A 5,458-nucleotide genomic window follows, 5' to 3' on the forward strand; every position below is an offset into this window, starting at 1 on the left:
AAAGTCAGGACACTACCGGGATACTCAGGGCATAAGGATCAAGCGGGTTTGCTTGGATTTGTTGACGGAATGCAGCGTGCGCCTGAAAAAATAGTGCTGGTGCACGGCGAGCGAAGATCGAAGATCCTGCTGGCATCGGCCCTCAAGCAAGCGTTTGCATGCGGTACACGAGGCGCGTGTGTTTCCATACCTGATTGACCATTTAGCAGAATTTCACAGGGAGTTAATCTAGTTGGGAACCACTAATATCTTCTGAGCTCCAACCGTGTTCGTTTCATTCATCTTGACCGGACGTGCCGGGTAGGGTGGAATCAGGCAGAGTATGAAGGCAGATTGACCCTACGCTCGATCTCGACCGCCCTGATGAAGCCAAATCGCTGGCGAGTGGCCCGCGCTTCGGGTGAGGTCGGTGTTTGAATGATGTTTGACGGACCCCAGGATAATCAGAATAAATGCTTAACGACCCTCAGCGCCCGAATCGTGATGATGAAATTGAACTTGTCGAACTGATACAGGGAGTATGGCGCCAGAAGGTGTGGGTGGGTTTGGTCGCTGCGCCGATTGTTTCAGTGGGCGTTGCTTATGCATTGCTGGCGACCCCGGTATATGAGGCGAGGCTGTTCGTAGAGCCTCCCAGCCAGAACGATATTGCTCAGCTGAATTACGGCCGTGGCGGTGAGTCGGGCTTGGCCCACCTGACGGTAAAAGACGTGTATGACACTCACCTTCAGGCATTGCAGTCAGAGGGTGTGCGCAACAAGTTTTTCCGTGATGTTTATCTGCCAAGCCTGGACCAGGAACGTCGGCAGGGCTCGCGCGACTCGTTGTATAGCGAATTTGCCAATGTGTTGACCGTGGCGCCGGCAGGCAAAGGTTCAACCACGCGTTACGCGGTTACCGCTTCTACCGCCGACCCTGAGCAGGCGGCAAAGTGGGTGGTGGCTTATAACGAGCTGGCTGCAGGTAATGCCAAGCATGAGGTGCTAGAAAGCAACCGCAGTGACATGTTGATCAAGGCTGACAACCTGCAGACTCAGATCGATGCCATGAAGGCCAGTGCTCTTCGGGAGAGGGAAGACCGCATCGCCCAGCTGAAGGAGGCCTTGGTCGTCGCCAAATCCATAGGCTTGGAGAAACCGCCAGTCATCTCGCAATCGTTAACTGATGAGGTCTCGGCTGCGATGGGAGGGTCACTCACCTACATGCGCGGGAGCAGAGCGCTGGAGTCGGAAATCTCGAACCTTCTAGCGCGTACCTCGGATGACCCATTCATCCGTGGACTTCGCCCTTTGCAAGAGAGCGTCATGTTCTATCGTAATTTGAAGCTTGACCCAGCGGTCATTCAGGTTTTTGAGCAGGACGGGGCTGTGGAGCTACCGGATCGTCCGGTCAAACCAAGAAAGGCATTGATCGTCGCGCTTAGCGCAGTTTTGGGGTTGGGCGCGGGTGTCATGCTTGCAATCGGCAGAGAGCTCTGGAGTCGGCGTCGCCCAAGTTGAGTCGGACCATCTCTCACTAATACATGCATCTCTTTGATTCATATACAAAAGAATGTTAGGTGGCGCCCGGTGAACGGTTGAGGGGTGCAAGAAACCTGTTTTGATGACGCCAGGGTTCGCAACGGTGTAATGTGGATGCCCTGCAGTGTGGCGGGTAGAATCCGCTGGCGGGTTGTCGTTGCCAACCTATGGCGGGTCTCAGCCTTGAGTCGCGGGAACTGCTTCAGCTGGGTTCATCCCGTCGTAGGATGAAATGGATATCTTAAACACCCCGCCTCCTGTCATCTGTGCAGGCGGGTAATATAGAAGGGTGGTTCGCGCGAATGATGGATATCAGAAAGCAGGCAGTTGAGAAGTTTCAGGGTAAAACAGCCCTGATCGGTATTGTGGGGCTCGGATATGTTGGGCTGCCGCTGATGCTGCGTTATAACGCAATCGGCTTCAATGTTTTAGGTATAGACATTGATAAAGTAAAAGTCGAGCGCCTGAATGCTGGGCAAAGCTACATTGAGCATATTTCCAGTGAGCGAATTTCTGCTGCTCGGCAGCAGGGGTTCGAGGCTACCACGGACTTTAGTCGTGTCAGCCAGTGCGACGCATTGATTCTGTGTGTGCCAACGCCGCTGAACAAATACCGCGAACCTGACATGAGCTTTGTCATTAACACCACAGATGCCATAAAGCCTTATTTACGGGCAGGGCAGGTGGTTTCACTGGAAAGTACTACCTATCCGGGAACCACGGAAGAGGAACTTCTGCCGCGCGTTCAGGAAAATGGCTTGAAAGTAGGCGAAGATATTTTCCTAGTCTATTCGCCGGAGCGTGAAGATCCTGGCAATGCCAACTTTGAAACACGCACAATTCCCAAGGTCATCGGCGGGCACACACCAGCCTGCCTGGATGTGGGGATCGCTTTGTATGATCAGGCCATTGAAAAAGTCGTACCGGTAAGCTCCACCAAGGCTGCTGAAATGACAAAGCTTTTGGAAAACATTCATCGGGCAGTAAATATCGGCCTAGTGAATGAAATGAAGATCGTCGCTGATCGCATGGGCATCGACATCTTCGAAGTGGTCGATGCCGCAGCCACCAAGCCATTTGGTTTCACTGCCTACTATCCCGGCCCTGGGCTTGGCGGCCATTGCATTCCAATCGATCCCTTCTATCTGACCTGGAAAGCGCGTGAATACGGTGTAAATACCCGCTTCATCGAGCTGTCGGGTGAGGTCAACCAGGCAATGCCGGAATACGTCCTCGGCAAACTGATGGATGGGCTGAACGAGGCTGGCAGGGCGCTGAAAGGTAGCCGAATTCTCGTCCTGGGCATTGCCTACAAGAAAAATGTCGATGACATGCGCGAGTCGCCCTCGGTAGAAATCATGGAACTGATCGAGGCTAAAGGTGGCGTGGTTGCCTACAGCGACCCCCATGTGCCGGTCTTCCCGAAGATGCGCGAACATCACTTTGACCTTCGCAGCGAGCCCTTGACTCCAGAAAACCTGGCTTCCTTCGATGCGGTGGTATTGGCGACCGACCACGACAAGTTCGATTACGCGTTGATCGAGGCCAAGGCCAAGTTGATCGTGGACAGCCGTGGCAAATACCGTGCTCCCGCAGCCCACATCATAAAGGCGTGAGCCGCAGGTAGTTTTGCCTATCCGCCTGGGGCTCGGTACCGGGCGGGTTCAACTGTTTGGTAAGGACGGTTCATGAAGAATTTTGCACTGATCGGCGCTGCCGGCTACATTGCTCCGCGACACATGCGGGCTATCAAGGACACCGGCAACCGCCTGGTATCCGCTTACGACATCAATGATTCGGTCGGTATCATCGACAGCATCTCGCCGCAGAGCGAGTTTTTCACCGAGTTTGAATTTTTCCTCGAGCATGCTAATGGTCTGAAGCGAGATGCTGCGACCGCGCTGGATTATGTCGCCATCTGCTCTCCAAACTACTTGCATTACCCGCACATCGCCGCGGGGCTGCGCTTGGGTTGCGATGTGATCTGCGAAAAGCCGTTGGTACCAACACCAGAAATGCTCGATCAGCTTTCTCTCATCGAAAAAGAGACCGGCAAGCGCCTCTACAATATCCTGCAGCTGCGTCATCACCAGGCGATCATCAAGCTGAAGGAAAAAGTTGCGGCAGCGCATCGTGAGCACAAGTACGAAGTAGATCTGACCTATATCACTTCGCGCGGCAAGTGGTACCTGAAAAGCTGGAAAGGGGACCCTCGCAAGTCGTTTGGCGTCGCCACCAATATTGGCGTCCACTTCTACGACATGCTGCACTTCATATTCGGCAAGCTGCAGCGCAACGTCGTACATTATTCATCGGAGCACAAGGCCGCCGGCTACCTCGAATACGAGAAGGCACGCGTGCGCTGGTTCCTTTCGGTGGATGCCGATGACCTGCCTGAGTCCGTCAAAGGTAAGAAGCCTACCTATCGCTCCATCACCGTAGATGGCGAGGAGATGGAGTTTTCCGAAGGTTTCACGGACCTGCATACAACCAGCTATGAGGAAATCCTGGCCGGCCGTGGTTACGGCATCGAGGACGCTCGCCATTGCGTGGAGACTGTGAACGTGATTCGTAGTTCAGCTATCGCTCAGGCGAAGGACAACGAGGCACATCCTTTCGTGCTGAGTCTCTCCCGCTGAAACAGGCATGATACCGGGCGGCCGCCGGGCCGCCTTTTTTCTTGCGCTACCCTTTGCAAGGTCTTGGCCAGCTTGTCCAATAACAATGAAACATCGCCGCAGGAATGGAGCTCGTTACGGGCGCGCAAACACATGCGCCTGGACGTTCAGGGTTTGCGTGCGGTAGCGGTTCTGGCAGTTCTTGCCTACCACATGGACAGCGCATGGCTTCCAGCAGGGTTCGTTGGGGTCGATGTATTTTTTGTTATTTCGGGTTTTATCATCACTGCGCTATTGACGGAGCCGGGGCAAAAGATTCGCCTGGCTGACTTTTACCTGAACCGTTTCAAGCGCATCGTTCCCGCCTATGCAGTCATGCTGGCTGTGGTCAGCGTTGTGTCGTCAGTCCTTCTGCTACCTGCAGACTTCACGTTTTTCCATCAGAGTTCGAAGTCGGCAGCTGTCTTTGCTAGCAACCTGTATTTCGCCGACTTTGGCAGCTATTTCGCTCCTCGTGCAGAAGAGCTACCGCTATTGCATACCTGGTCGCTCGCGATAGAGATGCAATTCTATTTGATCTTCCCACTTGTTCTGCTTTGCCTGCCCCGTTCCTGGCGCTTGCCTGGGCTCGCGGTGCTGTCGGTCCTTCTGCTCGTGTGGAGCAGTCGGAGCGTGCTGATGGGGCAGGGCCGGGAGTATTTTTCGCTACTTGCCCGTGCACCTGAATTTCTGATCGGGGGTGTGGTAGCGCTCGGTATGCGAGACCGTGAGTTAACCACAGCTGTGTCGTCACTGTTAGGCGTGCTGGGCCTGGGCTTGCTTGCCGCCAGCTTCGTTCTGGTAGATAAAACCCAGTTCCCTGGGTTATGGGCGCTGGCGCCATGCACCGGAACGGCGCTGCTGATCGCAGCGCGACGCAGTGCGGTCAACAAGCTTTTGTCCAAACCAGGGATGGTGTGGATCGGTGGCATTTCCTACTCCCTGTACCTGTGGCATTGGCCGGTCCTGGCGTTTCTTCGCTACTACACAGGCCAGAATGAACTCGGCATGCAGTGGTTGTCGATCGCGCTGGTAGCGACGTTTGCGCTGGCGTGGATTTCCTGTCGATTTGTCGAGGAGCCGGTGCGTGTGTTGTCCGGCTTTCGTCGCCTAGCGCCGACGGCTGCACTTGCAGTGCTCGGCATCACGGCGATTGCCTTGCTGAGTGCCCGGCTCAACTTGGTGATGGTTGGCCCGGTACCGATCGAACAGGCTCGATATGCAGCCCCTGAGCTGATTTGCCACGGGCAGCAAGTGGGTGAATGCAAGCGCGGCCTGGCC

Annotated in this window: 5 protein-coding genes; all 5 read left to right on the forward strand. The window is 54.9% G+C overall.

Features of this window, described 5'->3' with window-relative positions:
• Window positions 1–198 (forward strand): MBL fold metallo-hydrolase RNA specificity domain-containing protein (locus HP547_RS26955; protein ID WP_306140632.1); only part of this gene is annotated, 198 nt, incomplete at its 5' end.
• Between the two features lie 254 nt (window positions 199–452).
• Window positions 453–1,499, forward strand: a complete 1,047-nt coding sequence (locus tag HP547_RS26960) for an LPS O-antigen chain length determinant protein WzzB (RefSeq protein WP_172288474.1) — start codon at window positions 453–455, stop codon at window positions 1,497–1,499.
• Window positions 1,500–1,825: 326 nt separating this feature from the next.
• Entirely contained in the window at window positions 1,826–3,136 is a 1,311-nt protein-coding gene (gene wbpA / locus HP547_RS26965; protein ID WP_372242981.1) for a UDP-N-acetyl-D-glucosamine 6-dehydrogenase, read from the forward strand.
• A gap of 72 nt (window positions 3,137–3,208) precedes the next feature.
• Complete coding sequence (wbpB, locus tag HP547_RS26970) at window positions 3,209–4,159, forward strand: UDP-N-acetyl-2-amino-2-deoxy-D-glucuronate oxidase (protein WP_172231926.1); 951 nt, start codon at window positions 3,209–3,211, stop codon at window positions 4,157–4,159.
• A gap of 132 nt (window positions 4,160–4,291) precedes the next feature.
• A partial coding sequence (locus HP547_RS26975) for an acyltransferase (protein ID WP_172288478.1) occupies window positions 4,292–5,458 on the forward strand: 1,167 nt, incomplete at its 3' end.

Source organism: Pseudomonas sp. CM27 (genome assembly GCF_013179515.1).
Taxonomy (GTDB): Bacteria; Pseudomonadota; Gammaproteobacteria; order Pseudomonadales; family Pseudomonadaceae; genus Aquipseudomonas.

Bases quoted from the DNA above. Each gene is read 5' to 3' on its own strand.
- wbpB (WP_172231926.1), top strand. From the start codon at position 3,209: ATGAAGAATTTTGCACTGATCGGCGCTGCCGGCTACATTGCTCCGCGA.
- HP547_RS26960 (WP_172288474.1), top strand. From the start codon at position 453: ATGCTTAACGACCCTCAGCGCCCGAATCGTGATGATGAAATTGAACTT.
- wbpA (WP_372242981.1), top strand. From the start codon at position 1,826: ATGGATATCAGAAAGCAGGCAGTTGAGAAGTTTCAGGGTAAAACAGCC.